At 71.3% G+C, this 24,938-nt stretch carries 26 protein-coding genes; 15 read left to right on the top strand and 11 right to left on the bottom strand.

Features of this window, described 5'->3' with window-relative positions; genetic code table 11:
- Positions 1-30 precede the first annotated feature (30 nt).
- Both ABD286_RS08485 and ABD286_RS08490 read right to left on the bottom strand, forming a co-directional pair.
- Positions 31-351, bottom strand: coding sequence for a hypothetical protein (locus tag ABD286_RS08485; RefSeq protein ID WP_344192145.1), 321 nt, complete (start codon positions 349-351; stop codon positions 31-33).
- Between the two features lie 55 nt (positions 352-406).
- A complete protein-coding gene (locus tag ABD286_RS08490; protein WP_344192147.1) occupies positions 407-1,372 on the bottom strand; it encodes a hypothetical protein in 966 nt (321 codons plus the stop codon).
- A gap of 198 nt (positions 1,373-1,570) precedes the next feature.
- Here ABD286_RS08490 and ABD286_RS08495 point away from each other — a divergent pair, with 198 nt between their 5' ends.
- Positions 1,571-1,744, top strand: coding sequence for a hypothetical protein (locus tag ABD286_RS08495; protein ID WP_344192149.1), 174 nt, complete (start codon positions 1,571-1,573; stop codon positions 1,742-1,744).
- Between the two features lie 51 nt (positions 1,745-1,795).
- Here ABD286_RS08495 and ABD286_RS08500 read toward each other — a convergent pair whose 3' ends face one another.
- On the bottom strand, positions 1,796-2,056 hold the full coding sequence (locus ABD286_RS08500; protein WP_344192151.1) for a hypothetical protein: 261 nt from the start codon (positions 2,054-2,056) through the stop codon (positions 1,796-1,798).
- A 149-nt stretch (positions 2,057-2,205) separates the two neighbouring features.
- Between ABD286_RS08500 and ABD286_RS08505 the strand changes: the two genes are divergently transcribed.
- The 4 genes from ABD286_RS08505 (at position 2,206) to ABD286_RS08520 (ending at position 4,914) form a co-directional block, all read left to right on the top strand.
- On the top strand, positions 2,206-3,312 hold the full coding sequence (locus ABD286_RS08505; protein ID WP_344192153.1) for a hypothetical protein: 1,107 nt from the start codon (positions 2,206-2,208) through the stop codon (positions 3,310-3,312).
- A 142-nt stretch (positions 3,313-3,454) separates the two neighbouring features.
- Entirely contained in the window at positions 3,455-3,877 is a 423-nt protein-coding gene (locus tag ABD286_RS08510) for a hypothetical protein (protein WP_344192155.1), read from the top strand.
- A 4-nt stretch (positions 3,878-3,881) separates the two neighbouring features.
- Complete coding sequence (locus ABD286_RS08515) at positions 3,882-4,193, top strand: hypothetical protein (protein ID WP_344192157.1); 312 nt, start codon at positions 3,882-3,884, stop codon at positions 4,191-4,193.
- Positions 4,194-4,257: 64 nt separating this feature from the next.
- A complete protein-coding gene (locus ABD286_RS08520; RefSeq protein WP_344192159.1) occupies positions 4,258-4,914 on the top strand; it encodes a hypothetical protein in 657 nt (218 codons plus the stop codon).
- Between the two features lie 51 nt (positions 4,915-4,965).
- Here ABD286_RS08520 and ABD286_RS08525 read toward each other — a convergent pair whose 3' ends face one another.
- From ABD286_RS08525 to ABD286_RS08545, 5 genes are all read right to left on the bottom strand, one after another.
- Positions 4,966-6,447 carry a pPIWI-associating nuclease domain-containing protein gene (locus ABD286_RS08525; protein ID WP_344193319.1) on the bottom strand — a complete coding sequence of 494 codons (1,482 nt, stop codon included), beginning with the start codon at positions 6,445-6,447 and terminating at the stop codon, positions 4,966-4,968.
- A 149-nt stretch (positions 6,448-6,596) separates the two neighbouring features.
- Positions 6,597-7,094 carry a hypothetical protein gene (locus tag ABD286_RS08530; protein WP_344192160.1) on the bottom strand — a complete coding sequence of 166 codons (498 nt, stop codon included), beginning with the start codon at positions 7,092-7,094 and terminating at the stop codon, positions 6,597-6,599.
- Positions 7,095-7,167: 73 nt separating this feature from the next.
- The gene (locus tag ABD286_RS08535) at positions 7,168-8,082 is read right to left on the bottom strand and encodes an ATPase, T2SS/T4P/T4SS family (protein WP_344192161.1); all 915 of its coding nucleotides are present in this window, start codon (positions 8,080-8,082) and stop codon (positions 7,168-7,170) included.
- Entirely contained in the window at positions 8,079-8,888 is an 810-nt protein-coding gene (locus ABD286_RS08540; protein WP_344192163.1) for a CpaE-like family protein, read from the bottom strand. The genes ABD286_RS08535 and ABD286_RS08540 overlap by 4 nt, the downstream gene beginning before the upstream one ends.
- Before the next feature lie 768 nt (positions 8,889-9,656).
- A complete protein-coding gene (locus tag ABD286_RS08545) occupies positions 9,657-10,508 on the bottom strand; it encodes a Fic family protein (RefSeq protein ID WP_344192165.1) in 852 nt (283 codons plus the stop codon).
- Between the two features lie 55 nt (positions 10,509-10,563).
- Between ABD286_RS08545 and ABD286_RS08550 the strand changes: the two genes are divergently transcribed.
- From ABD286_RS08550 to ABD286_RS08580, 7 genes are all read left to right on the top strand, one after another.
- Entirely contained in the window at positions 10,564-11,766 is a 1,203-nt protein-coding gene (locus ABD286_RS08550) for a sensor histidine kinase (protein ID WP_344192167.1), read from the top strand.
- 10 nt (positions 11,767-11,776) lie between these two features.
- The gene (locus tag ABD286_RS08555) at positions 11,777-12,616 is read left to right on the top strand and encodes a LytR/AlgR family response regulator transcription factor (RefSeq protein WP_344192169.1); all 840 of its coding nucleotides are present in this window, start codon (positions 11,777-11,779) and stop codon (positions 12,614-12,616) included.
- Positions 12,617-12,628: 12 nt separating this feature from the next.
- Complete coding sequence (locus ABD286_RS08560; protein WP_344192172.1) at positions 12,629-13,024, top strand: hypothetical protein; 396 nt, start codon at positions 12,629-12,631, stop codon at positions 13,022-13,024.
- Positions 13,021-14,550 (top strand): sodium/solute symporter, encoded by a 1,530-nt coding sequence (locus ABD286_RS08565; protein WP_344192174.1) that lies wholly within the window; start codon positions 13,021-13,023, stop codon positions 14,548-14,550. Before ABD286_RS08560 ends, ABD286_RS08565 begins: the two co-directional genes overlap by 4 nt.
- Positions 14,551-14,775: 225 nt before the next feature.
- Positions 14,776-15,108, top strand: a complete 333-nt coding sequence (locus ABD286_RS08570) for a DUF485 domain-containing protein (RefSeq protein WP_344192176.1) — start codon at positions 14,776-14,778, stop codon at positions 15,106-15,108.
- A 17-nt stretch (positions 15,109-15,125) separates the two neighbouring features.
- A complete protein-coding gene (locus ABD286_RS08575) occupies positions 15,126-16,736 on the top strand; it encodes a solute symporter family protein (RefSeq protein WP_344192178.1) in 1,611 nt (536 codons plus the stop codon).
- Between the two features lie 261 nt (positions 16,737-16,997).
- Positions 16,998-17,597, top strand: coding sequence for an AMIN-like domain-containing (lipo)protein (locus ABD286_RS08580; RefSeq protein ID WP_344192180.1), 600 nt, complete (start codon positions 16,998-17,000; stop codon positions 17,595-17,597).
- A 104-nt stretch (positions 17,598-17,701) separates the two neighbouring features.
- Here ABD286_RS08580 and ABD286_RS08585 read toward each other — a convergent pair whose 3' ends face one another.
- Positions 17,702-18,559: a hypothetical protein gene (locus ABD286_RS08585; protein WP_344192182.1), complete on the bottom strand. Its 858-nt coding sequence runs from the start codon at positions 18,557-18,559 to the stop codon at positions 17,702-17,704.
- Between the two features lie 205 nt (positions 18,560-18,764).
- Between ABD286_RS08585 and acs the strand changes: the two genes are divergently transcribed.
- Both acs and ABD286_RS08595 read left to right on the top strand, forming a co-directional pair.
- Positions 18,765-20,684 carry an acetate--CoA ligase gene (gene acs / locus ABD286_RS08590; protein ID WP_344193321.1) on the top strand — a complete coding sequence of 640 codons (1,920 nt, stop codon included), beginning with the start codon at positions 18,765-18,767 and terminating at the stop codon, positions 20,682-20,684.
- A 262-nt stretch (positions 20,685-20,946) separates the two neighbouring features.
- Positions 20,947-21,393: a ferritin-like domain-containing protein gene (locus ABD286_RS08595; protein WP_344192184.1), complete on the top strand. Its 447-nt coding sequence runs from the start codon at positions 20,947-20,949 to the stop codon at positions 21,391-21,393.
- Positions 21,394-21,450: 57 nt separating this feature from the next.
- On the opposite strand, the gene ABD286_RS08600 is transcribed toward ABD286_RS08595, so the two are convergent.
- Positions 21,451-22,245: a glycerophosphodiester phosphodiesterase family protein gene (locus ABD286_RS08600; protein WP_344192186.1), complete on the bottom strand. Its 795-nt coding sequence runs from the start codon at positions 22,243-22,245 to the stop codon at positions 21,451-21,453.
- Between the two features lie 116 nt (positions 22,246-22,361).
- Positions 22,362-23,159, bottom strand: coding sequence for an IclR family transcriptional regulator (locus ABD286_RS08605; protein WP_344192188.1), 798 nt, complete (start codon positions 23,157-23,159; stop codon positions 22,362-22,364).
- A 135-nt stretch (positions 23,160-23,294) separates the two neighbouring features.
- Here ABD286_RS08605 and aceB point away from each other — a divergent pair, with 135 nt between their 5' ends.
- On the top strand, positions 23,295-24,902 hold the full coding sequence (gene aceB, locus ABD286_RS08610) for a malate synthase A (protein WP_344192190.1): 1,608 nt from the start codon (positions 23,295-23,297) through the stop codon (positions 24,900-24,902).
- The last annotated feature ends 36 nt before the right edge of the window (positions 24,903-24,938 follow it).

The following is a 24,938-nucleotide window of genomic DNA, read 5'->3' on the forward strand; positions in this document are numbered from 1 at the left end:
CCTCACCCGCCATAAAGCCCAGACCTCGGGCTACAGGCGTCTGGTCTTCGCCTCCCTGGCCAGCTGTGCCACGCGACCCTTCGACAGCTTCGTCTCGGCGGCGATGCGGTCGTACGACCAGCCCTGCCGGCGCAGGTCCGCGATCGCCTTCAACCGGGGCAGCGCCAGCTCCGCCAACGCGTCATCCAGGGAGGCGAACACCTCACCGACGCCGGCGATGACCGCCAACGGCTCGGTCGGCTCGTCCAGCCGGGCGGCCTCTGCGGTGATGGCGTCAGCGAGCTCCCGGGACAGCGTCCCGGGACGGTACCCGGCTCGGCGCTGCTTGGACTTGCGGCGGGAGGGTGGCACGAGACGACTCGACAACGTGTAGAGGACTGCACGCCAACCGCCTCGCCGCGCCGGCTCATCCCGCGGCGATGCGCCTGTCCAGCGCCGCCAGGACTGTGGGCAGGGCATCAACGCCCAGGCCGGCGTCGGCCAGGGTGAACCTGTGGGGCTGTGGGGTTGCGCCCGAGCCCATCCCGACGTACGTGCCGTTCGAGCGGCGCCCCTCATCCACCTCCACGTCAAGCAGGCCGCTGCTCGCCAGGACCCAGTACTGCTCCCACGACGAGGGCTTGATGCCGAACCGGTCATTGCGGGCCTCGGCAGTGATGTGAGCCGGGCTGTTCTTCGCGCACAGGTACCGGTACATCAGGTAGGTGATGATCTCGCTGTCCTCCAGCACGTAGACCCACCCCTTGAGGAAGAAGTCCATCGGGATCGTCACCACATCCTGCGACCCGTCCGGGACCGTGTAGGACACCGGCGCACCCACGGCGCGGGGGCCGGTGTCCATGAACAGGCGCACCTGGTCATACCCACCCTTGGGCTTGCCGGACAGCGGCAGCTCCAGAAGTGAGACGTCCGGCATGGTCAGGCGCTTCAGCGCCGCCCGTGCGGAGCCCGCACGCTTCTCGTGCACCAGACGCGACGTCGAACCCGCGCCGGGCGCCGCCTGCGTCAAGAGCAGGTCCTCCCACGCAATGGTGTTCACGTCCACCGCGGACAGGGGCAGGTGCACGACGTGCGGAGCCGACCCTCCTTGGGTCTGGGCGATGAACAACGCCAGCAACGCCACCCGCAGTGCGTGCCCGCGGGAGTTGACCAGCAGGGCGGCCGGCGGAACCACGCTCGACGGCTGGGTGACCGAGATGAACTCCGCCCGCAGTCGAATCTCCTGCGTCGTGCTCTTTCCCGACAGGACGCCCAACGCCGTCAGGGTCTTCGCATACCCCTGGTCGCGGCCCTTCTCCAGGTCGGCCAGGGCGGCGCGGCGTCGCGCCAGCCGTGAAGCTCTCGACTTTGTAGCCATTGTCAGCAAGGACATTTCAACACGTCTGTGATCGCTTTCAGCGATGAGCGAAGTAGATGTCGATGGGACGTGTTGAAACGCCCTATCGCTGCGACGACGGTAGCACGACAAAGGGCCCCGGAGCGTGGTTGCTTTGGTCTTGAACAACGGCGCCCTCCGCTGGAACGGAGGGCACCGTCTCGGAAACCCGCAACATGCCGAAGGAGCTCCGTGATGAGCACTGTACCGACGCCACGCCGACGAGAGCAGATGAAGAAGGGCGCGGCCATCGCCGCCGTCGCTGTCGTCTGCGTCGCACTGTCCATCTTCTGGTCGCAGGCTGCTGCTGGCCTCGGCCTGGCCGTCGCGGTCCTGGCCTGGCTCGTGCCGCGGGCACCGCGGCGCTGACCGTCCCCAGGCACGGCCCGGTGGCGCCGTCGGAGCGGGATGCCTGGTCGCCTACTCGGCGAGTTCGACGGTGTCACCGTCGATGTCCTCGACGTGGGTGAAGCCCCGACGGGTGGCGGCCTTCACGCAGCGCTTGCACCCGGCGAGGGCGAACCAGGCGCACGCCCGGCCGAACGCAGTCGCCGTCCCGCACAGCGCCGTCGCCTGGTCGCCCCCGGACAGGTCGACCAGGTGGGGCACCGTCCCGGCCGGAGACGCGACGACGGCGAGCCGGGCCGGATGAGCTGGGGGCTGGTCAGGTGCGGGGGTCATGACGAGCTGGCAGGTCCGGTGCTGGGCATGACGACGAGCCTAGGCGCGCGGTCCCATCGAACGGTTCGAAATCCGGCAAAAGGACCACGTCCGACGGCGGTCCGGTCTACGGTCCGGCGAGCACACTGCCGCACCACACGGGGGACACCATGACCTTGAACGAGCTCGCACCCGCCACCGGGGAGCAGGCGCAGCCGGCCACGGCCCGCTCGAGGAAGCCGGCGGTCCTGGCGGCGTCAGCTGCAGCCGTCGTGGCGCTCGGCGCCGGCGGCTGGTTCGCGTTCATGTCACCGCACGACTCGACCGTCACGCTGGTCGCAGACACCTCCACCGCTGTACCCGGCAAGCCCGTCACGGTGACCGGGACCGTCAGCCCTGCCGTCGCGCACCGTGTCGTCGAGCTCGCCGTGGCCACGACTGCCGGCGGCGCGTACACCCCGGCCGGGACGGCCACCACGGACGCGACCGGGCGGTTCCAGACGACGTGGACCCCGGCCCAGGCCGGCAAGGCGTGGGTGCAGGCCACCGCGATCGAGCTCGGCCGCGACCAGGAGGCGCAGTCGACCGCGGCCGCGGTCACGGTCCGGACCCCGGCCACACTGACGCTCAAGCTGTCGGCGCCTGCCATCCGCACGACGGCCGCGGCCACGGTCACCGCGACCGTCGCGCCGGCCGGTGGCGCCGTCACCCTCGAGAAGTCGAGCGACGGCACGACGTGGACGTCGGTGCCCACGACCACCGGCAAGGGCGGGGCCGCGACCGCGAAGCTGTCCGGGCTGGCCGGCGGAACCTGGCACATCCGCGGCATGGCCGCTCAGACCGACACCGCGGGTGAGGCCACCGGCAAGGAGGCCACCCTCCTCGTCGAGGACTACAAGGCTGCCGGCGCCAAGTACCTGGCCATCGTCGCCGCGGGGAACAACGCCGTCATCAAGCTGAACAGCATGATCGATGCCGGGGCGTCGCAGGCGGCCTTGCGCAAGCAGGCCGAGATCATCAGCAAGGCGTACACGCAGGAGGCGAAGGCGCTGCGTGCCTACAAGGGGTGGCCCCGAGAGGTGGCCCCCGTCGTCACCGACCTGGCCAAGCAGTCCGTCCTGTCGTCGGACGACTTCCACATGCGGGCGCAGAGCCGCGGCGTCGACGAGTGGAACGAGGTTGCCGCCCAGGGTGACGCGGCCGCGGCAGCTGCCAGCGCCGATGCCGCGCGAATCCGCGACATGCTCGGGCTGCCGAAGCGAAGCCTGCACCCCTAGTTGGGTCGCGTCCCGGCTGTGTGCGGCGCGGTCGGGTCAGTGACAGCGCCCATGGTCGAGCCCTCGTTGCTAGATTTTGCTAGAACGACCGCTGTTTGCTAGACGCCCAGGGAGTGTCACCGGGCTCTGGCACCGTGACGCCATGGACGACACCATGCAGCCGGCGACCACCACGGCGCACTGCCCCACGGTCGACGCACATCCGGACCAGGTGCTGGAGCTGGGGCCTGACACCGGCGGGGTCTGGCTCGTGCGCTCCCGCAAGAACACCACCCACGTGTGGGACCTCGACGCGATGACCTACCGCCGCCAACCCGGCCCCGGGTCCTCACCGATGCTGTACGACAACACCGACCAGCCCATCACGAACGTGGGGCGCTGGCCGGCCGTCGACCACAGCAGCCTCGTGTTCTTCGACGACCCGCAGGACCCCACCACCGAGCACTGGCGCATCTGCTCACGCATCCGCAGCATCACCCGCATCGCACCCACGGCACCCCCCGGCGAGAACGGCCGAACCCAACGCGCCGCCCCTGTTGGGCGTCATCCCCGGCCCGCACACTGAGCGAGTGAGCACCCACGAACCCGCGACCAGCTGGGTCGCACACGAACACCTCTGCTCCTGCGGCAAGGGCGCCACGCGGGCCACGTCGCACGCCACCCCCTGCCCCGTCCTGCTCGCCTGGAGCCACCGCCACACCGACCCGCTTCGCTGGAGGGTCCTGCTCCTGGAGGAGCGCAGCGACGCGGAAGGTGTCACCCCGGAGCGTCTGCTGGGTCACTGCCGTCGCCTTGCCCTCGACCTCCTGACCGAACGCGGCAGGACCCACCCGGCCGCACCACCGACGCCGACTGACCCTCCGGAGCGCCCGGTCGTGTAGTCGTCTACATGCCGCGGGGGTCGCTGACGGGGAGGCTGTCAGTGGTCGCTGGCACCGTGCACGCATGACAGACGCTGGTTCCCTGCGACCGCTGGACGCGGAAGCGCTGCGCGTACCGACCACCCCGGCCGAGCAGGCGGCGCTGCGCGAGCAGCTCTGGGGCGCCGTGCCGAAGCCGCTCACACTTCGGATGCCCCGGCACACCATCGTGTTCCAGCTCGACCCGCAGGGTCGCGCCCTGGGTACTGGACCGCACGAGTGGGGCCCGCTGCGAGTCGAGCTCGGGCTCGGCCCCAGCGGGAACGTCACCATCGACACCGGCGCCAACGCGGTGACCGGTCAAGCCCTGGACACCAAGACGCTCCTGGACCTCGCCGAGGCCGTCCAGGATGCGCTCGCCGCCGACCTCACCGTCGGGCCGCTCGTGGGCGCGTTGCGCGCGGTCGGACACCAGCGGCTGCCCGGCCGGGACGGGCAGGGTCAGGACAGCCCTGAGTGGCCGGACGACGCCGCCGTCACCGAGGCAGCCCTGACCCGACTGCGCGACGCGATGGCGACAACCGGAGACGATCGCGACGTCGAGACGTTGAAGGCGGCACTGACTCTCGCGCGCACCGAGCGTGACGACGCCCGAGCGTGGGCCCGAGCAGTGCACCACCAGGCGTGGGACGGCTCGCACGTGCCTGCCAACTACCCGAGCTGGCTCACTGACCCAGCCTGAGCGCCATGGGCGGGGCGCCGACCGAAGCGGCGTGGCACAACCCGGCAGTGCTCAATCCACGGCGAACAGCTGGGTCAGGATGGACTCCGCCGTCACGAGGTGAGCCCTAGCCTGGGCAAGGTCCCCGCTGGAGGCGTGCTTCGCTGCCTGGAGCCGGCTCTGATTGCCCTCGACCGCGGCGCTGAGCGCATCCGCCTGCGCCTCGACGACCTTCATGTCCCCCTTGCGGTCGCGCAACAGGTAGCGCACCCGGGCCTTGCGCATCACCTTGCCCTGCTGGACGAAGTCCTCCACACGGCGACCGGTCTGAGTGAGCCAGCTCGTGACCATCTCGTCGGGGGCACCCACGCGCAGGGCGCGGATGACCGCCTCCACCGTGCAGGCGCCCACCTTCACCACGTCTGCCGGACCCGGTCTGGCGACGCTCTCCCAAGCACCGCGCAGCAACTCGGAGATGTCTGGGTCGAGCTCATCAAGGCGTTCGTACAGGTGGCGACGCGAACCGTTGGCCGCCTCCTCCCAGGGCGCGACCACCTGGTGTTCCACGGTCACGGCCAAGGCGGCGGACTCGTCCGGGTCGGAGATGGCCACGAACGCGTCATGGGCGGCAAGGCCGGTGACACCGTGCCCAGCCGGCCACAACAGCCCGGGCACCTCGGACATCGGCGCGGAACGAGCCAGACGCGCGTAGCTCTCGAGCTCGAGCATGGGCCTGGCCGCCAGCGTGGGCCGCGAGCCGAGGATGTCCGAGGAGGCCTTGGCCATGCTCTCGGTGATGACCGACAGCCGCGCCAAGTCCTCGAACTGGTGACGCCGGGGCTCGGTGAGGAGAACGGACTTGGACAGCGCTTCCATGGTGGCGTGCAGCCCGGTGGCCGCGCGCCACTGGGTGAAGGCGCTGTCAGAGAGAACGACCTTCGAGAGCTGGGACGACACGCCCATGATGGAGGAGCTCAGCGGGTTCGGCCCCAGCACATCGGACGCCTTGATGGCCTCGAGCACGCCACTGAGGGCCGCGTGCTGGACCCCCTTGAACGTTGCCCCGTCGAGCAGCTTTGCAGCCAAGGCCGGTTGGGTCCCAAGGATGTAGCGGGACAGGTTCTGGGAGCCGGTCAGGCCCGCCAGCTGGACTGAGATGTCGCCCAGCCGTGAGGCCTTCTGGGTGTCGTCGTAGAGGTCAGCCCACCTGAACAGGTCCGACGGACGAGCCACCTTCACAATCTCGGCCAGATGACCTTGCCACGGTGAGGTCAGTCCCTTGACCCCGGTAAGCCCGGCCAAGGTGCGGCGTACTTCCGCGCTCGGGAATCCAGCCAGCTCTGCGAACTTCGCCCGGACCTCGGGCGTCATCGTGACCTTGGTTGCGGGTGACACGACGTCGTCGCTCTCGGGCGCATCGGCCGCGGTCTCGGCTACACCGCTGGCGCCCTCGTCGTCGGCGGCGGACGGCTGCGCATCGATCTCCTCGCGCGCCTTCGCCTCCGGGTCATCTCCCCCTACCGGTTCCACACCCAGTCCTCTCGCGCCGCCCATGCCACTCACCGTCGGGACCGAAACCCCGCAAACACGGATGTTCTGTGAGGGTATCTGTGACATCGCACCGGTTGGGCGCCGGTCAGCGGCTCGACGACAACGTCCCCCGCCCGCACAGCGGACAGGGGGACGCGTTGGTTCGAGACCAGTCAGAGCAGCTCGTCGACCTCGAGGTCGTCGGCCGGGCGCTGGGTGTCGAGCAGGCGGTAGGACTCACCCGAGGGGACAACCTCCCACCCATCAGCCGCGAGCTCATCGAGCTTCGCGACCTGTTCGAGCAGCATCGCTCGTAGGTGGGACAGGCTCCGAGCCCAGGAGAGGTCCTGCTTCAGCGGGATGGGTGCGGTGTACAGGTGGTACTCCAGCATGCCGACGGCGATGCGGCTCCGGCCCGTCGGACCGAACCACAGTCCACCGCGCCGGTTCTCGGCCACGAAGTAGACCTTCCCAACCCGGTGCCTGCTGAAGAGGTCCTGGGTCTCAGGTCGGGCCATCAGGCGCTCACGGACAGACGCGTCCCCGCGAACGACCTCGAGGGTTCCGTCCGGGTGCGGCTTCACCAAGGGCAGGTGCGTGTAGCGCGGGTCGTTGGCCCGGATGTGGGTGTAGACCGGGATGGACTCCCGGTCGGGGATGAAACTCGGCATGAAGCCTCCAAGGTGCGTTTGGGTCGGGCTCCGAAGAGCCAGGCGAATACGCCACGCACCGTGAGAGCCGCCCTCACCTGCCCAACCAGGGCGCAGTGTCCCGACCAGAACCCGCCCGCACGAGTGTCCGGCTGGGAACGCGAGGCTCTCCGCCAGTAGGAGTGTCCGGTTCGAACGGCGTGGACACCGCCGCTGAGTCCCGCACCTCGCCCACGACCAACCGGTCGGGGCGCATCCGCAGGGCCTGGCGGACGAGCTCCACCAGCCCCACTTGGCCGTGCCCCTCGACGTTGGCGCCCCGTCCCTGGAGCAGCACCACGTGGGGGTGGGCCACGGCGAGCTCGCGCACGTCCTCGACCAAGACGAGCCGCTCGTCGGCCGGCACCTCGGCGAGCATCGCGGCCAGGAGGGTCGTCTTGCCGCAGCCGGTCCCGCCCGTGACGACGAAGGACCGCCTGCGGTGCACCAGGGCACGCAGCAGCTCCTCGGTCTGTTCGTCGAACATCCCGGTGTCCCGCAGCGACGCCAAGCCGTCTGCCCGCGCCCGGGGGATGCGCAGGCTGACGTGCACCCCTCCCTCGACCAGCGGCGGGAGGATCGCGTGCAGCCGGACCCCACCCGGCAGCAGCCCGTCCACCCACGGCTGGCTCTCGTCGAGCCGCCGACCGGCCAGGGCGGCCAGCCGCACCCCGAGCCGCCGGGCCGCGGCGGAGTCCAGCAGGTCGGCACCCGCGCTCTCGACACCGGCACCCCGGTCGACCCACACCGAGCCGTCGCCGTTGACCAGCACGTCGGTCACCGCCTGGTCGGCGACGAGGTGCTCGAGCGGCCCGAGACCGAGCACCTCTGCGGCCAGCGCCTCCCGTGCGGCGGCACTCCCCCGCGTCCCGAGCCGGACGGCGTCGACCGTCGCGACGTGGCCGACGAGGTGCTCGTCCGGGGACTCGCCCCGCCTGATGCGGGCCGTGATGTGGTCGGCGCCGTTCATGCCGTCAACCGCCCGGCGCCGAGGTCGAGGTGCGCCAGCACCCGGTCGACGGCCTCGACGAGTGCGCCGGTCCTGCGGGTGCCGGGTACCCGCGCCCGGTCGGCATCCGTGGCGACCCGCGGGTCGTCGCGAAGCGTCGCAGCCCAGGGGAGGTCGAGGTGCACCGCGACCTCCTCCGCCGTCACCGCCTCACGCCTGCCGGCCCTCAGCACGAGGCTGCCCGCCGGGCCTGCACCCGACGACCCGGCACCCGACGACCCGCCACCCGACGACCCGCCACCCCACGACCCGGCACCCCACGACCCGGAACCCCCCGGACCCGCGCCCTCGGTGCGGCGCAGACCACCCAGTCCCTCCGCCATCGCCGAGGCGTCGGCGAGGTGGCGCGCGGTCACCCCGCTGAGGAGGACGACGTCGGTGCACAGTCCCGCCCATCGCAGCGAACCCCCGAGGTCGAGCACGGTCATCCCGCAGAGCGAGGACAGGGCGCGGACGCAGGTCTCCACCACGTCCGCAGGAGGCTCCTGACCCCGTGCGCCCAGCACGCGCAGGACCCCGTCGGCCGGCAGTGAGCGCAGCAGGTCAGCGGCGTCGACCTCGCCGCTCAGCTGCGCGAGGTCGCTCCAGCGGAGCCCGTCCACGTGCTCGAGGCAGGCGGTGACGTCGAGGCCACCCCGCTCGAACACCGCGTCGACGCACGCTGTCGCCCCGACCGCCGACGAGGCTCGCAGTGCCAACGCCACAGCCATGGTCGAGGCGCCGAGCCCACCCGACGCCCCGAGGACTCCCAGCACCCGATGCTCCATGCGTCCACCGTCGCCGTCACCCACCTGCTCCCGCACCCCACCATGGGCGCGCCTGTGGACGGTGCCACGCGGCACGCCCGGCTGTGGACAGCCGGCCAGCCGAGGGCTGGACGCCGCAAGGAAGAAGTGCCGGAGAAAGGGGACGGCCCCGGTCGGGGGGACAACCGGGGCCGTCGACGCACCGTGCTCCGGGGGGGAGGAGCAGGTACGCCGGTCCGCTCTACCCCGAGGGGGAGCGAACACGATCATCGTGGACCATTCACCGTTCAACCGCAACTCGTCCGGGAAAGCCCGTCACCACCGCGCGGACCGCCCGGAGCCGACCGCAGACAACCGCGCCCAAACGATCCCATCCGTCACGCGCGTCGCTGCCTGCGCACCCGCCACAACGAGGATGGCACCCCGCGCGAACGGGGTGCCATCGACCGTGATCCGCCTCGGGTTACCAGGCGTGCTTCCTGTAGTTGTCGCACCGGGACAAGCCCGTCACGATCGGTCCACCAGTGGACTGCCCGCGCGTGGGTGCCCGATGGGGTCACGGTGGTCGTCGGACTCTCGTGCGTCGACGTCTGCTCCATGTGTACCCCCGTCGCGCCGGGAAGTGAACCCTTGACTTTTGCGTCGGCAGGGACATCCCCCGGTGCCATCGGCGTGTCGTACGAAATCGACACCCGCCCGCCCGACGCGCCGGTCCTCGTGTCGCGAATCTGCTACGACGGCATACGGTTCCGCGTCTGCTGAGCTGTCACAGGAGCGTCAAGCGGGGCGTCAGGTGAGGCGTCCGGCGCGCACCGCGTCGCAGACCTGCTCGCCCTGCTCGGCGCCGGCGACCACGGCAGCGGCGCAGTGCTCCAGCCAGAGCGCCACGCCCTCGCGCGTGCCGGTCCCGTATGCCGCGAGCGCACCGAGGTAGGCCGGTCCACCCTGGGCGGCGTGCCCGGCCTCGATCACCGCCACACCGGTCGGGTCGAGGCCGAGGGCCTGCACCACGGCCCGCTCCATGGCCCGGGCCACGACGGCGTTCCCCCGGACGAAGGGTCGGGCGGTCGCGACCTCGGCGTGCACGACGGCGGCCACGACCAGGGCGGGAACCTGCGCGCCCCGCGACCCCGCGGCCAGCAGCTCGACGAGCCCGTCCAGCCGGGCCCGGAGGGCGGCTGCCGAGGGAGCCGGACCGAGGTCCACGAGCTCGTCGCAGGTCTCCCCTTCGACCCGGGGACGGCCGAGCCGGCTGTCGTCGACCAGTCCCGACGCCGCTGCGACGTGCAGGCGGGCCAGGGCCTGCAGCGGCGCCGTCGCGACCAGTGAGCGGACGTGCTCGCTCTCGGCGGTCGCCTGGACCACGCCGCGGGCGACCCGCTCGACCGGATCGGGCTCCAGCGGCCATTGGGCAGCCCCGCGCATCACGTCGCGGACCAGGTCCAGCGGCACGGTCGCCCCCTCGAGGGCCGCGCTCGCCTGGGCGCCACGGACCCGGGACTCGGCCGAGGCCTCGGGGATCCGGCGGCGCAGCGCCTCGTGCCAGCGCAGGCGCTCGCAGGCCTCACGGGCGGCGGCGATGCGGTCTGGCACCCCCGGGAGCTCGGCGAGGGCACGGAGCGAGGCGACGGCATCAGGCACGTCCGCCAGCCTAGGGCGCCCCTGCCGGGGCGACCGATCGCCCTAGAGTGCGCATGTGTCGGGCAGCTTCCACCTCCCCACCGCCATCGTCGTCGCCGGCGCGATGGTGCTCGTCTACGCCCTCGTCAGGCTGGTCCGCCACGGCCGGTCCGGCTCGCGGGGGTTCGTCTCCGACGTCGACCACGCGACGCACGCGACGCTGCACACCGCCTCGCTCGCGGCCCGTCACCTCCAGGACGGCCTCACGCCCGACGGCGTGGGCCGGGCGGCCAGGCACCTGCGCCAGCTGCTCGGCGCGCCGGCCATCGCCGTCACCGACGCGTCCTCGCTGCTGGCCTGGGACGGCTCGGCCGACCACCACGCGCGGCACGCCCTGGCCGATGCCGAGGAGGTGCTGAGCTCGGGCCACACGATCGTCCTCGGCGCGGGCCAGGTGAGCTGCTCCGACCCCGACTGCCCGATCCGTGGCGCCGTGATCGCCCCGGTCGTGGCCGGGGACCGCGTCGTGGCTGCCATCGCGGCATACGGCCCGACCGCCTCGGCGGGGCTCGCCCGGGCGACGGAGGAGGTGGCCGGGTGGATGGCCACGCAGGCCGAGCTGGCCGACCTCGGTCACCAGCGGACCCGCACCATGGAGGCCGAGCTGCGCGCCCTGCGCGCCCAGATCAGCCCGCACTTCATCTACAACTCGCTCGCCGCGATCGCGTCCTTCGTGCGCACCGACCCCGACCGGGCCCGTGAGCTGCTCCTGGAGTTCGCCGACTTCACGCGCTACGCCCTGCGCCGCGGCGGGGCGTTCACGACGCTCGCCGAGGAGCTGCGCAACGTCGAGCGCTACCTCGTCCTGGAGCAGGCGCGGTTCGGTGACCGGCTGACCATCTCGCTGCTCATCGCCCCCGAGGTGCTGCCGGTGACCGTCCCGTATCTCGCCATCCAGCCGTTGGTGGAGAACGCTGTCCGCCACGGCCTGGCCACCAAGGAAGGCGGTGGGCACATCCGCATCGTCGCCACCGACGAGGGGGCCGAGGCGGGGATCACCATCGAGGACGACGGCGTCGGCTCCGACCCCCAGGTGATCCGTGCGGTCCTCGACGGGCGCGCGGACGGCGACAACGTCGGGCTCGGCAACGTGGACGCCCGGCTGCGGCAGGTCTACGGCGACGACTTCGGCCTCGTCGTCGAGACCGCCCCCGGCGCCGGGACCAAGGTGTCGTTCCGCGTGCCCAAGTACGCGCCCGGCGTGCACCCCACCACGTAGAGTCGCCCCCATGGCTGGCCCGCCCTCCGGCGACCCGGAGCTGCTCAGCCCGCAGGACGCCAGTGCCGGCGCCGCGGGCACGGACGTGCGCGCCCTGCGCGCCCTCGTCGTCGACGACGAGGTGCCGGCGCTCGAGGAGCTCAGCTGGCTGCTGCGGCAGGACGACCGGATCGCCGAGGTGCGGACCGCCGGGAGCGGGGCGGAGGCGTTGCGGGCCCTGGAGGCCGGCGACATCGACGTCGTCTTCTCCGACATCTCGATGCCCGGCCTCGACGGCATGGACCTCGCACGGGTCATCGCCCGCTTCACCCAGCGTCCGCAGGTCGTCTTCGTCACCGCCCACGACCAGCACGCGGTCGACGCCTTCGCCGTCGACGCCGTCGACTACGTCATGAAGCCGGTGCGCGCGGACCGGCTCGCCGAGGCGGTACGGCGCGTGGTCGCCTCGGCGGACCCGTCCGGCCCCAGCGGTGCCGGTGCAGTCGGCGGTCCGGACGTCGCGACCGACCAGGACGAGACGATCCCCGTTGAGCTCGCCGGGGTCACCCGCTTCATCTCCCGCAGCCAGATCCGCTACGCCCAGGCCCAGGGCGACTACGCCCGCCTGCACACGCCGGACGGCTCGCACCTCGTGCGCATCCCCCTGAGCACCCTCGAAGAGCGTTGGGCCGCAGCGGGGTTCGTCCGTATCCACCGCAGCACGCTGGTGTCCCTGAGCCACGTCAGGGAGGTGCGGATGGAGCACGGTCGGTGCAGCGTCCTGCTCGACGACGTCGAGCTCCAGGTGAGCCGCCGCCACACCCGTGAGCTCCGCGACCGCCTGCTGCGCCCGGCTCGTTCGTCCGGGTGACCTGGTGACCTGGTGAGCGACCCCACGCAGCCCGGGCTGCCGCAGCGGGTGCGCGTCACGAGCACCCGGCGCGACGCCACCACCCGCGGTGACGTACGACCCCTCACCCGGGAGATCGACGAGCAGAGCAACCTCGGCGAGGTCTTCGTGTCCGGCCTCATGGCGGCGCAGCTGCGCCTGGCGGCGATGGTGCTGGCGTTCGGGGCGGTCGGGCTCGGAGGTCTGCCCCTGCTCTTCCTGCTCGTCCCGGCGACGCGCAGCCTCGACATCGGCCGGATCCCGTTGCCCTGGTTGATCCTCGCGGTCGTCGTCTACCCCGTCGCCCTGGTCGTCGCCCGCTACTACGTGCGGCAGAGCGAACGCATCGAGGCCGAGTTCTCCGCCGTCATCGCTCGGAGGGAGCCGTGAACTCCGCCTACGGGCTCGTCGCGATCGCCCTCATCTGCACGGTGACGCTGGCGATCGGGGCCTTCGGGCTCAAGCTGTCGCGCACGACGAGCGACTTCTACGTGGCGGGCCGCACCGTGACCCCCTACCGCAACGCGAGCGCGATCGGCGGCGAGTACCTCTCTGCCGCAAGCTTTCTCGGCATCGCCGGTCTCGTCTACACCAACGGGCTCGACATGCTGTGGTTCCCGGTCGGCTACACCGTCGGCTACGTCGTGCTGCTCGTCCTCGTCGCCGCTCCCCTTCGCCGTTCCGGTGCCTACACGCTGCCGGACTTCGCCGAGGCACGCCTGGAGAGCACCACGATCCGGCGGCTCTGCTCGGTGCTCGTCGTCGGCATCGGCTGGCTCTACCTGCTCCCCCAGCTCCAGGGCGCGGGCCTCGCCCTCACGAGCGTCACCGGCGCCCCGAGCTGGGTCGGCGGACTCGTCGTCGCGGTCGTCGTCGTCGCCAACGTCGCCGCGGGAGGGATGCGGTCGATCACCCTGGTGCAGGCCGTGCAGTACTGGATCAAGCTCACCGCCATCGCCGCCCCGGCCTTCGTCCTGCTGGCCGTGTGGTTCCGTGACGGCGCACCGGCGCCCGCCATCGCCGCCCGTGACGCGGGATGGGTCGAACCACTCGGCGGCCTTGCCGGACAAGGACACCCGGTCTACGCGACGTACAGCCTGCTGCTCGCCCTCGCGCTCGGGACGATGGGCCTGCCCCACGTCCTCGTGCGGTTCTACACGAACCCCGACGGCAGGGCCGCCCGCCGCACCACCCTGACCGTCGTGGCCCTCCTCGGCGCGTTCTACCTCTTCCCTCCCCTGTACGGCGTGCTCGGCCGGGTCTACCTCCCCGAGCTCCCCCTCGGCGTCGCCCCCGACACCCTCGTCCTGCAGCTGCCGGGCGCGATGCTGCCCGGCACCCTCGGCGAGGTCCTGTCCGCGGTCCTCGCGGGAGGCGCGTTCGCGGCGTTCCTGTCCACCGCCTCGGGGCTGACGATGTCGGTCGCGGGGGTCATCGACCAGGACCTCCTTCGACGACGGCTCGGCCGGATGACCGGTGACGACTTCACCGTCGTGCAGGGGTTCCGGATCGCGACCGTCCTGGGTGTGGCCGTCCCGTATGCCGCGTCGCGGCTGATCGAGCCCGTCGGCCTCGCGACCATGGTCAGCCTCGCCTTCGCGGTGGCGGCGTCGACGTTCTGCCCGCTGCTGGTGCTCGGGTCCTGGTGGCGCGGGCTGAGCACCGTCGGCGCCGCGGCCGGTCTGGTCGTCGGCGGGGGCCTGGCCGTCAGCGCCGTCGCCGCGACCGTCCTCGCCGGGCCGATCCCCGGGTGGCCGGGGGCACTGCTGGGCCAGCCGGCGGCCTGGAGCATCCCGCTCGCCTTCGCCACCGCGGTCGTCGTCTCGCTGGCGACGCCGGGGCGGATCCCGCGGCACACCGCCCGGACGATGGTGCGCCTGCACACCCCCGAGGACCTCGTCCTCGACCGCGACTGACCTTCCTCACCCACGTCACGAACGACCACTGGTCGCAGCACACCGACCGCTCACCGCACGCACCGCCGCCACCCGGCGACCGCACCACCCGCACGGCGCGCCACCGCGCGCCATACCTCCCGGCCGGCTGTAGCCCACGTCACAGTGGCGCCAACCGCACTCTGCGGCGCCCCAGCGCCCGGCCCATCCGCCGGACGCGCCACGCCAGACACTGGAGGTGTCCCCGTGAGCAACGACGCTCGCACGGATCACGACCCCTACGTCGACCTGCAAGGGTCGCCGGAGTTCGACGAGCTGCGGAGCAGGTTCCGCAAGTTCGTCTTCCCCATGACCGCGCTCTTCCTCGCGTGGTACTTCCTCTACGTCCTGCTCTCGACGTACGCGCCGGCGTTCATGAGCACCAAGGTGTTCGGCAACGTCAACATCGGCCTCATCCTCGGGCTCGGGCAGTTCGTGTCGACCTTCGTCATCACGATCATCTACGTGCGCTGGGCCGACCGTGAGTTCGACCCGCGCGCCGCCGCCCTCGCCAAGACCATCGGGGAGGACAAGCGATGAACGTCAGCCTCGTCCCCATGGCCACCAACGTCGGCAGCCCGGCGCTGAACATCACGATCTTCGGGATCTTCGTCCTCATCACCCTCGGCATCGTCATCCGGGCGTCGAAGAACAACAGCAGCGCTGCCGACTTCTACGCCGGCGGACGCGCGTTCACCGGTCGCCAGAACGGCATCGCCATCGCCGGTGACTACCTGTCGGCGGCCTCGTTCCTCGGCATCGCCGGTGCCATCGCCCTCAACGGCTACGACGGCTTCCTCTACTCGATCGGCTTCCTCGTCGCCTGGCTCGTCGCCCTGCTGCTCGTCGCCGAGCTGCTGCGCAACGCCGGCAAGTACACGATGGCCGACGTCCTGTCGTTCCGGCTCAAGCAGCGCCCCGTCCGCATGGCCGCGGCGATCTCGACCCTCGCGGTCTGCTTCTTCTACCTGCTGGCGCAGATGGCCGGCGCCGGTGGCCTCGTGGCCCTGCTGCTGGGCATCGACGACAAGGGCGGGCAGTCGCTGGTCATCGCCGTCGTCGGCGTCCTGATGATCGCCTACGTCCTCATCGGTGGCATGAAGGGCACGACCTGGGTGCAGATCATCAAGGCCGTCCTGCTCATCCTCGGTGCCGGCATCATGTTCGTCTGGGTGCTGAGCCGGTTCGGCCTCAACCTCAGCTCGTTGCTGGGCAGCGCCGTCGAGCAGTCCGGCGGCAAGAAGGTCCTCGACCCCGGTCTGCAGTACGGCAAGAGCGGCCTGACCAAGATCGACTTCATCTCGCTCTCGCTCGCCCTGGTGCTCGGCACCGCCGGCCTGCCGCACGTGCTGATGCGCTTCTACACCGTGCCCTCCTCCAAGGAGGCCCGGAAGTCGGTCGAGTGGGCCATCTGGCTCATCGGCATCTTCTACCTGTTCACCCTCGTGCTCGGGTACGGCGCCGCCGCCCTCGTCGGCCCGAAGGTCATCGCCGCCGCCCCCGGCAAGGCCAACTCGGCCGCGCCGCTGCTCGCCTACGAGCTCGGTGGCGAGCTCCTGCTCGGCATCATCTCGGCGGTCGCGTTCGCGACGATCCTCGCGGTCGTCGCCGGCCTGACCATCACCGCCAGCGCGAGCCTCTCGCACGACATCTACAACTCCGTCATCAAGGAGGGCACCGCCACCCCGGAGCAGGAGGTCAGGGTCGCCCGCATCACCGCGGTCGTCATCGGCATCTTCGCGATCTTCGGCGGCATCCTCGCCAACGGCCAGAACATCGCGTTCCTCGTCGCCCTCGCGTTCGCCATCGCGGCGTCCGCGAACCTCCCGACGATCCTCTACTCGCTGTTCTGGAAGCGGTTCAACACCCGGGGCGCGCTGTGGTCGATCTACGGCGGTCTCATCACGGCGCTGACGCTGATCATCTTCAGCCCGGTCGTCTCCGGGAAGCCGGTCGACCCGGCGACCGGCAAGTCGCTGTCGATGCTGCAGGGCACCGACTTCCACTGGTTCCCGCTCGACAACCCCGGCATCGTCTCGATCCCGCTGGCCTTCGTCCTGGGCTGGCTCGGCACCGTGACGAGCAAGGAGTTCAACGCCGCCAAGTACGCCGAGATGGAGGTCCGGTCCCTCACCGGCCACGGCGCCGAGAAGGCGACCTCCCACTAGGTCGGCCACCGACCGAGGGCGCCCTGCGCCACCCGGTCCCTGCGAACCACGGTGCCGCGTCCCCGCACAGGGGGCGCGGCACCGTGCTGTCCGGGGCGCCATATCGGGGCGCCACACCGGGCGCCACACCGGGCGCGACGCGGTCCACGGCTCAGGCGGACGTATCGAGCGGACGTATCGGGACGACACGCCCAGCGCCCGTTCGGGGGTCAACCCGACAGGGACGGGCCGCGTCGTTGGGGTGTCCGAAAGGGGGACACCATGAACACGTTCCGCAACCCACGACCGGCCATCCGGTCACTCGTCGTCGCCGCCGCCATCGGGGCCATCCCCGTCACCGCCGCCCTCGCCTCCCCGGCGACCGCGACCACCACGCAGTCCACCACCGCCACGACCGCCGCTCCCTACTGCGGCATCACGTGGGGCTCGCTCGCCAAGACCCGCAGCACCATGGCCATCGGCCCGGTCACCGGGGTCCGCTCCGGCCGCCACACCTGCTACGACCGACTGGTCGTGGACCTCAAGGGGAGGGCGCCCGGTTACACCGTCAAGTACGTCAGCAACGTCTACACCGAGGGCGAGGGCGCCCTGGTCCCGCTCCGCGGCGGGGCCAAGCTGCTCGTCGTCGTGAACGCCCCGTCCTACGACCAGAACGGCAACGCGTCGTTCGTGCCCAGGAACCCCAAGGAGGTCGTCGACGTCACCGGCTACACGACCTTCCGGCAGGTCGCCTGGGCCGGGTCGTTCGAGGGCTACACCTCGATGGGGCTCGGGGTCAGGGCCCGGCTGCCGTTCCGGGCGTTCACCATCACCGACGCGACCACGAGCCGCCTCGTCATCGACGTCGCCCACCGCTGGTAGGCGCACGTCTGCACCGCTTCGTGCCAGCAACGCTCGTCACCGTGACCCGCCACGCCGTCACCGACGAGCGTTGCTCGCACAGAGCCGGGTATGGCGCCCGCTGGTCAGTGCGTGGAGGGCGCCGACCGGCGGTGCGCGGCCCCGCGGCCAGCACGCAGCACGACGATGACGACGGCGAGCACGCCGGCGACGGCGAACCACCGCGTCGAGGACGTCAGCAGGGCCTCGGAGTAGGTCCACCACTGGGTGCGCACGAAGTCCCACGACGCCTCGGCGACGGTCCGTGCCTGGTCGCTCACGGGGACACCGCCGGACCCGGGACGGACGAGGTCCCATCCGTAGGACAGCGCCCGCGCCAGCAGCGCGAAGACCAACCAGGTGACGACCAGCCGCACCAGGCTGAGGACGGTCGGGGCGACCCGCTGCCACGTCGCCACCGCGAACGGCAGGGCGAGGGCCAGAGCGAGCGCGAGGCCCCGGGGCCAGGTCGTCGGCGAGAACCCCGCCACCACGGCAAGCACCGTCGCGGCGGCGAGTGCCCCCTTGGCTCCTCGCGCGCCCAGCACGATCCCGAGCAGGGCGCCCCCACCGAGCAGGGCGGCCAGGACGGCCCGCTCGTGCGGGTAGGTGTCCGTGGCGGGACCGTCGAGCAACCAGCCCAGCCCGCTGAACAGCACGACGATCGCGAACCGCGGCCAGGGCGAACGCACGACGAGCGAGACCGAAGCTGCAGCGGCGGTCGCCCCGAGGAAGAGCACGTCGCCCTCGAACACGTCGAGCGGCAGGTGCAGCCATGACTCCAGGCCGAGGAAGCCGACCGGCCACCACAGGAGCGCTCCGACGAGGACCGACAAGGGCGCCCAGAGCCGTCGGAGGAGCCCGGCGCCGGATCGCGCCGGTCCGGTGCGGCCGGCCGGGCCGTCGGGTGAGGACTGCTGCGTCGTCGCGGTCGGGGTGGTCACGGCGACGAGGCTAGCCGTTCGGCGAGCCCAGCGGTCCGTCCGACGAGCACGCCGACCGCTCCCCTTGCAGTGGCGGGGGTCGTGCGGGTTGGCTGGGGGTAGCAAGCCATCGACGTCTTCAGCTGTCCCAGGAGGAACCGTGTCCGAGACCGGCACCACGAGCGCCACGTCCAGCACCAGCACGAGCCAGTCACCGGAGCGGGACCTGTCCCCCTCCTCCGAGTTCGCGGCCCAGGCCAACGGCACGAAGGAGCTGTTCGAGCAGGCTGACGCCGACCACGAGGCGTTCTGGGCGGCCCAGGCCCGCGAGCGCCTCAGCTGGGCCAAGGACTTCGACACCACCCTCGACTGGAGCGGTGCGCCGTTCGCGAAGTGGTTCGTCGGCGGCGAGCTCAACGTCGCGTACAACTGCGTCGACCGGCACGTCGAAGCCGGCAACGGCGACCGTGTCGCCATCCACTTCGAGGGCGAGGCCGGCGACACCCGCACCATCACCTATGCCGAGCTGCAGAAGGACGTCGCGAAGGCCGCCAACGCCCTCGAGTCGCTCGGCGTCGCCAAGGGTGACCGCGTCGCCATCTACCTGCCGATGATCCCGGAGGCCGTGGCCGCGATGCTGGCCTGCGCCCGGATCGGCGCCCCACACTCGGTCGTGTTCGGCGGGTTCTCCGCGGACGCGCTGCGCACCCGCATCGCCGACGCCGAGGCGAAGGTCGTCATCACCGCCGACGGCCAGTTCCGCCGCGGTAAGCCGGCCCCCCTCAAGCCCGCGGTCGACGCCGCCATCACCGGCGAGAGCACCGTCGAGAAGGTCCTCGTCGTCAAGCGCACCGAGGGCGAGGTCGAGTGGGACGACCAGCGCGACGTGTGGTGGCACGACGTCGTCGACGGCGCGAGCGACCAGCACGAGGCCGTCCCCCACGACAGCGAGCACCCGCTGTTCATCCTCTATACGTCCGGCACCACGGGGAAGCCCAAGGGCATCTTCCACACCACGGGCGGCTACCTCACGCAGGCGGCATACACGAACTCCGTGGTCCACGACGTCCACCCGGAGACCGACGTCTACTGGTGCACCGCCGACATCGGCTGGGTCACCGGCCACACCTACATCGTCTACGGGCCGCTGGCGAACGGTGCCACCCAGGTCATCTACGAGGGCACGCCGGACACGCCGCACCAGGGTCGCTGGTGGGAGATCGTCGAGAAGTACAAGGTCTCGATCCTCTACACGGCGCCCACCGCGATCCGCACATTCATGAAGTGGGGTGACGACATCCCGGCCAAGTTCGACCTGTCGTCGCTGCGCGTCCTCGGGTCGGTCGGCGAGCCGATCAACCCCGAGGCCTGGCTCTGGTACCGCCGCAACATCGGCGGCGACAAGGCCCCGATCGTCGACACGTGGTGGCAGACCGAGACCGGCGGCATCATGATCAGCCCGCTGCCCGGAGTCACCTCGCTCGAGCCCGGCTCCGCGCAGCGACCGATCCCGGGCATCAGCGCTGAGATCCTCGACGACGAGGGCAACCCGCTGCACGAGGCCGAGGCGGTCGGCTACCTCGTCCTCACCAAGCCGTGGCCCGGCATGCTCCGCGGCATCTGGGGCGACCCGGAGCGCTACAAGGAGACGTACTGGTCGCGGTTCGGCGAGAAGTACTACTTCGCCGGCGACGGTGCGAAGTACGACGCCGACGGCAACATCTGGCTGCTCGGCCGGGTGGACGACGTCATGAACGTCTCCGGCCACCGACTGTCCACCGCCGAGATCGAGTCGGCCCTCGTGTCGCACCCGTCGGTGGCCGAGGCCGCGGTCGTCGGGGCGACGGACGAGACCACCGGCCAGGCGGTCTGCGCGTTCGTCATCCTGCGCGGCGGGTTCGCCGACAACGGTGACGAGACCGTGCAGGAGCTGCGCAACCACGTGGCCAAGGAGATCGGCCCGATCGCCAAGCCCCGCCAGATCATGGTGGTCGCCGAGCTCCCCAAGACCCGCTCGGGCAAGATCATGCGCCGCCTCCTGCGCGACGTCGCCGAGAACCGCGAGGTCGGCGATGTCACCACCCTGGCGGACTCCTCCGTCATGAACCTCATCAAGCAGGGCATGTCGGGGTCCTCCGAGGACTGACCTCCTCCCCACCACCAGCGACGGGTATGCCGCGGACGCACCGTGCGTCCGCGGCATACCCGTGTCCGGGGTGGGACCACCACAGAACCTCCTGCGGAACCCCACTGGCCCGCCTCGGTCTGGGCATCGCTCCACGTCAGAGCACAGGTCGGGCTCCTGCGCGACCGCTGCCCAGCGCGCGCCCGGACGCGGGCTGTGTCAGGGTCGAACGACGACAGATCGGCACGAACCGGGGCCGACCCGAGCAGGAGGAGATTGATCAATGTCAGCTGACGAGAAGGTCGCCAAGGACCTCGTGGAGACCCTCAAGGACGGCCGCAACGGCTTCCGTTCCGCCGCCGAGAAGCTGCGCGACAGCGACAGCCCGGAGGCCGCGTCCACCCTTGAGCGCCTCGCCGAGCAGCGCGCCGGCTTCGCCCGCGACATCGTCGCGATGGGTCACGAGTACGGCGACGACGTCGACGAGAGCGGCTCGGTCGCCGCCACGCTGCACCGCGGCTGGCTCTCGCTCAAGGACGCACTCACCGGTGACGACGCCTCGGGCGTGCTCGGTGCAGCCGTGACCGGCGAGGACCACGCCGTCTCGGAGTACGAGAAGGCGCTCAAGGAGGACGACCTGAGCGACGGGTTCCGCACCGTCGTCCAGCAGCAGCACGCCGCCATCGTGGCCGCGCGCGACGAGGTCAAGGCGCTCCAGCAGACCGCCTGACCCTTGCACCAACCCGGCACCACGAGTCTTTGAGCGCCTGACCACGTCCAGGCGTGGTCAGGCGCTCAAAGTCTCCGGGGAGGTCGGGGCGGCCGGCATGGGAAGCCACTGGCCGCGCGCCACGAGCACCTCGCGCAGCAGGTCGGGACGGTCGCTGATGATGCCGTCGACGCCGGCGTCCAGGACGCGACGCATCGCTACCGGGTCGTCGATGGTCCAGACGATGACACGCACGCCGATCCGGTGGGCGCCCTCGACGAGGCGCTCGACGACGACCGGCACCCGCCCCAGCCGCAGCGGCACGTGGGCGAACTCGGCCGTCGCCAGTCGCCGCGACGGCCGCACGCCGGTCCGGGACGACGTGACCAGGGCGGCCAGCGAACGCCACCCGAGCGCGCTGCGTACGCCCGGCGCCTCGGCGCGAACAGTCGCGAGCCAGCTGTCCCACGCACCGGCGACGCACACCCGCTCGCGGAAGTCCTTGTGCTGCAGCACCTTCACCAGCGGACCGATCGCGCCCCGGTCCTTGAGGTCGACGGTGAACCGCGCGTCGGGGAAGGCCTCGAGCGCCTCCGTCAGGGTCGGGATCGGCTCGCCGCCGTGGACGCGTATGCCGCGCAGGCTGGCCAGGGTCTGCCGCGCGACCGGGCCACGGCCGTCGGTCGCGCGGTCGAGGGTGTTGTCGTGGAAGCAGACGAGGTGGCCGTCGGCGGTGAGCTTGACGTCGGTCTCGAGGTACCGGAAGCCGAGGGCAGCGGCCCGTCCGAAGGCGGCAAGGGTGTTCTCGGGCGCGAGGGCCGCGCCTCCGCGGTGGGCGAGGGCGATGGGTCCGAACTCGGAGCCGTAGGCCATGGAACCAGCGTGCCCAAGGAAACGGGCCCCACGCGCCGGAAACAGCCGCTGGGACCACTGTTCACCCCATCAGGGACAACCGTTCGCCCGATGCTGCCGTGCCGTCACCGGCGGGGTCAGCCGCGAGGACCCCGCATCTCGCCGGAGATGGCGGTCGCTGCGCGGTGCAGCGGCCCGGTGGCCCGCGCGACGAACTCGTCGGTCACGCGCGTCACGGGACCGGACACCGACAGCGCCAGCAGCTGGGGGGCATCGGGAACGGCCACCGCGACGCAGCGGACACCGACCTCCTGCTCCCCCTCGTCGAGGGCGTAGCCGCGCTGACGGGTGCGCTCGAGCTCCGCGAGGAAGTCCTCGGGGGTCGTGAGCGTGTGCTCGGTCCGTGCCGGCATCCCGGTGCGCGCCAGCAGGGCACGGACGTCGGCGGGGTCGAGGTCGGCCATGATCGCCTTGCCGACGCCGGTGGAGTGCGGCAGGACCCGGCGGCCGACCTCGGTGAACATCCGCATCGAGTTGCGTGAGGCCATCACCTGGCCGACGTAGACGATCTGGTCGCCGTCGAGCATGGCCAGGTTGACCGACTCGCCGAGCTCGTGCGCGAGGCGCTCCATGTGCGGGCGGGCCCAGCGACCGAGCATGCGCGAGGTGGTCTCGCCGAGGCGGATCAGTCGCGGCCCGAGCGAGTACTGGCGCGAGGCCTCCTGGCGCACATACCCCAGGTCGACGAGGGTGCGGACGAGGCGGTGGATCGTCGGCAGCGGCAGGTCGGCGTCGTTCGCGAGCTGCGACAGGCTGATGACGCCTCCGGCGTCGGCCATCGTCTCGAGGATGGCGAAGGCGCGTTCGAGGGACTGCACCCCGCCGGTCCGGGGCGTCGCCGGGACCGGCGCGAGGGTGGTCTCGTCGGTGCTCATATATCTCTCCCCACGAGGCGAATGAGAAGAAGATTTCGTATCATGGAAGTATCGTAGTGCCTCCTCCTCGCGGAGGAGCGCCGACCCGCGGTCCGGAGCACGGCCGCACCCACCGACAGTGAGGATGAGCCACCGATGTCCGCCATCACCGTGACCGGAGGCCCCGTCGAGCGCAGCGACGAGGTCCTGACCCCCGAGGCCCTCGACTTCCTCGCCGAGCTGCAGACCCGCTTCGGCGGCACCCGCGACGAGCTGCTCGCAGCGCGCAGGGCCCGTCGCGAGGAGGTCTCGAAGACCGGTCGGCTCGACTTCCTCGAGGAGACGCGTGAGGTCCGCGACGGCGACTGGACCGTGGCCGAGGCTCCCGCCGACTTCCGTGACCGCCGCGTCGAGATCACCGGCCCGACCGAGCGCAAGATGGCGATCAACGCCCTGAACTCCGGGGCCAAGGTCTGGCTCGCCGACCTCGAGGACGCCAACACCCCGCACTGGGCCAACGTCGTCGGCGGCCAGGTCAACCTGCGGGACGCCGTGCGCGGCACCATCGCGTTCACCTCACCGCAGGGCAAGGAGTACTCGTTGGCCGACCCGTCCAACACCCCCGTCATCGTGCCCCGGCCCCGCGGTTGGCACCTCGACGAGGAGCACCTCCAGTTCGACGGGAAGCCGCTCGTCGGCGCCTTGGTCGACTTCGGCCTCTACTTCTTCCACAACGCCAAGGAGCTGCTCGAGCGCGGCAGCGGTCCCTACTTCTACCTGCCGAAGATGGAGTCGCACCGCGAGGCCCGGCTGTGGAACGACGTCTTCACCTTCGCCCAGGAGCACGTCGGCGTCCCGCACGGCTCCATCCGCGCGACGGTCCTCATCGAGACCATCCCGGCGGCGTTCGAGATGGACGAGATCCTCTACGAGCTGCGCGACCACGCCGCCGGGCTCAACGCCGGCCGCTGGGACTACCTGTTCTCGATCATCAAGTACTTCCGCGACGCCGGACCGGACTTCACCCTCCCCGACCGCAACGCCGTGACGATGACCGCGCCGATGATGAAGGCCTACAGCGAGCTGCTCGTGAAGACCTGCCACCGGCGCGGGGCGTTCGCGATCGGCGGCATGGCGGCGTTCATCCCGAGCAAGGACCCCGAGGTCAACGACCAGGCGTTCGCGAAGGTGCGGGCCGACAAGGAGCGTGAGGCCGGCGCCGGGTTCGACGGCTCGTGGGTGGCCCACCCGGGCATGGTCGACCTCTGCAAGGAGGTCTTCACCGGCGCCCTCGGCGACGAGCCCAACCAGCTCGGCAAGCAGCGCGACGACGTCGCCGTCTCCGCCGACGACCTGCTCGCGGCCGGCAGGACCCCCGGCGACCGCACCGAGGAGGGCCTGCGCGGCAACATCACCGTCGGTATCGCCTACCTCCAGTCGTGGCTGCGCGGCAACGGCGCGGTCGGCATCCACAACCTCATGGAGGACGCCGCCACCGCCGAGATCTCGCGCTCGCAGATCTGGCAGTGGCTCCACAACGACGTCACCCTCACCTCCGGCGACAAGGTCACCCGTGAGCTCGTCGACCGCCTGGTCGACGAGGAGTATGCAGCGCTGGAGGAGTCCGTGGGCAAGGACGCCTTCGCCGACGGCGAGTGGGAGGCCGCGCGGCGGCTGTTCGTCGAGTGCGCGCTCGACCCCGACTTCCCGGACTTCCTGACGCTCCCGGCCTACGCCGAGGTGCTGAGGCTAGAGAAGGCCTGACAGGTCACCGCTCGCTTGCTCCATCCCCACGAAACG

The sequence above is a fragment of the Pedococcus aerophilus genome (assembly GCF_039532215.1).
Taxonomy (GTDB): Bacteria; Actinomycetota; Actinomycetes; order Actinomycetales; family Dermatophilaceae; genus Pedococcus; species Pedococcus aerophilus.

Coding starts and splice junctions, on each gene's coding strand:
- ABD286_RS08595 (WP_344192184.1), top strand. CDS start 20,947: ATGTCAGCTGACGAGAAGGTCGCCAAGGACCTCGTGGAGACCCTCAAG.
- ABD286_RS08500 (WP_344192151.1), bottom strand. CDS start 2,056: ATGACCCCCGCACCTGACCAGCCCCCAGCTCATCCGGCCCGGCTCGCC.
- ABD286_RS08540 (WP_344192163.1), bottom strand. CDS start 8,888: ATGGAGCATCGGGTGCTGGGAGTCCTCGGGGCGTCGGGTGGGCTCGGC.
- ABD286_RS08575 (WP_344192178.1), top strand. CDS start 15,126: ATGGCCACCAACGTCGGCAGCCCGGCGCTGAACATCACGATCTTCGGG.
- ABD286_RS08505 (WP_344192153.1), top strand. CDS start 2,206: ATGACCTTGAACGAGCTCGCACCCGCCACCGGGGAGCAGGCGCAGCCG.
- ABD286_RS08530 (WP_344192160.1), bottom strand. CDS start 7,094: ATGCCGAGTTTCATCCCCGACCGGGAGTCCATCCCGGTCTACACCCAC.
- ABD286_RS08510 (WP_344192155.1), top strand. CDS start 3,455: ATGGACGACACCATGCAGCCGGCGACCACCACGGCGCACTGCCCCACG.
- ABD286_RS08555 (WP_344192169.1), top strand. CDS start 11,777: ATGGCTGGCCCGCCCTCCGGCGACCCGGAGCTGCTCAGCCCGCAGGAC.
- aceB (WP_344192190.1), top strand. CDS start 23,295: ATGTCCGCCATCACCGTGACCGGAGGCCCCGTCGAGCGCAGCGACGAG.
- ABD286_RS08495 (WP_344192149.1), top strand. CDS start 1,571: ATGAGCACTGTACCGACGCCACGCCGACGAGAGCAGATGAAGAAGGGC.
- ABD286_RS08535 (WP_344192161.1), bottom strand. CDS start 8,082: ATGAACGGCGCCGACCACATCACGGCCCGCATCAGGCGGGGCGAGTCC.
- ABD286_RS08600 (WP_344192186.1), bottom strand. CDS start 22,245: ATGGCCTACGGCTCCGAGTTCGGACCCATCGCCCTCGCCCACCGCGGA.
- ABD286_RS08605 (WP_344192188.1), bottom strand. CDS start 23,159: ATGAGCACCGACGAGACCACCCTCGCGCCGGTCCCGGCGACGCCCCGG.
- ABD286_RS08520 (WP_344192159.1), top strand. CDS start 4,258: ATGACAGACGCTGGTTCCCTGCGACCGCTGGACGCGGAAGCGCTGCGC.
- ABD286_RS08580 (WP_344192180.1), top strand. CDS start 16,998: ATGAACACGTTCCGCAACCCACGACCGGCCATCCGGTCACTCGTCGTC.
- ABD286_RS08490 (WP_344192147.1), bottom strand. CDS start 1,372: ATGTCCTTGCTGACAATGGCTACAAAGTCGAGAGCTTCACGGCTGGCG.
- ABD286_RS08525 (WP_344193319.1), bottom strand. CDS start 6,447: ATGGGCGGCGCGAGAGGACTGGGTGTGGAACCGGTAGGGGGAGATGAC.